This window comes from Streptomyces radiopugnans, from assembly GCF_900110735.1.
Lineage (GTDB): Bacteria > Actinomycetota > Actinomycetes > Streptomycetales > Streptomycetaceae > Streptomyces > Streptomyces radiopugnans.
Map to the genome: position 1 here is coordinate 1 of NZ_FOET01000018.1, position 904 is coordinate 904.

The following is a 904-nucleotide window of genomic DNA, read 5'->3' on the forward strand; positions in this document are numbered from 1 at the left end:
AGAACGTCGTGAGACAGTTCGGTCCCTATCCGCTGTGCGCGTAGGAGTCTTGAGAAGGGCTGTCCCTAGTACGAGAGGACCGGGACGGACGAACCTCTGGTGTGCCAGTTGTTCTGCCAAGGGCATGGCTGGTTGGCTACGTTCGGGAGGGATAACCGCTGAAAGCATCTAAGCGGGAAGCCTGCTTCGAGATGAGGACTCCCACCCCTTGAAGGGGGTAAGGCTCCCGGGAGACGACCGGGTTGATAGGCCAGAGATGGAAGCCGGGTGACCGGTGGAGTTGACTGGTACTAATAGGCCGAGGGCTTGTCCGTAGATGTTCGCGTCCACTGTGTGGGTTCTGAGACCACGAACGGCCTCGGCAGGTTTTTCGGGGTTCTAATTGAACAGTGTGCTTGTTCGCTTGGAACACTCGGATGGTGTTTCGGTGGTCAGAGCGAGAGGGAAACGCCCGGTTACATTCCGAACCCGGAAGCTAAGCCTTTCAGCGCCGATGGTACTGCATGGGGGACCGTGTGGGAGAGTAGGACGCCGCCGAACAATCTTTGAAGGGCCCTTGGTCCCAGCGTGCATGCTGGGACCAAGGGCCCTTTTGCTGTTTGTGCGCAAGATTGAACATGTACCACCCCAAGACAGGAGCCACATCAATGTCCAATTCCTCCGAGGAACAGCCGGGCCGGCCCGAGCGCTCGGACAGGCCGCGTCGCCAGAGTGGTGACGAGAGGCGGGGTGGCTTCCGTAGGGATGATCGGCCGTCGTATCGGCGTGATGACCGGGGTGAGCGGCCCCGTGGTCCGCGCCGGGACGACGACCGTGGTGACCGTGGTGGTTTCCGTCGGGATGACCGTCCGTCGTTCCGCCGGGACGACCGGGAGCAGGGGCGTGGCGACCGGCGTGAGGACCG

The 904-nt window shown here is 61.8% G+C and carries 2 rRNA genes; both read left to right on the forward strand.

The features are described from left to right. A 23S ribosomal RNA gene (locus BMY40_RS23850) occupies nucleotides 1-314 on the forward strand; the annotation flags it as partial. A gap of 109 nt (nucleotides 315-423) precedes the next feature. Beyond that, nucleotides 424-540, forward strand: a 5S ribosomal RNA gene (gene rrf, locus BMY40_RS23855). Nucleotides 541-904: the final 364 nt, after the last annotated feature.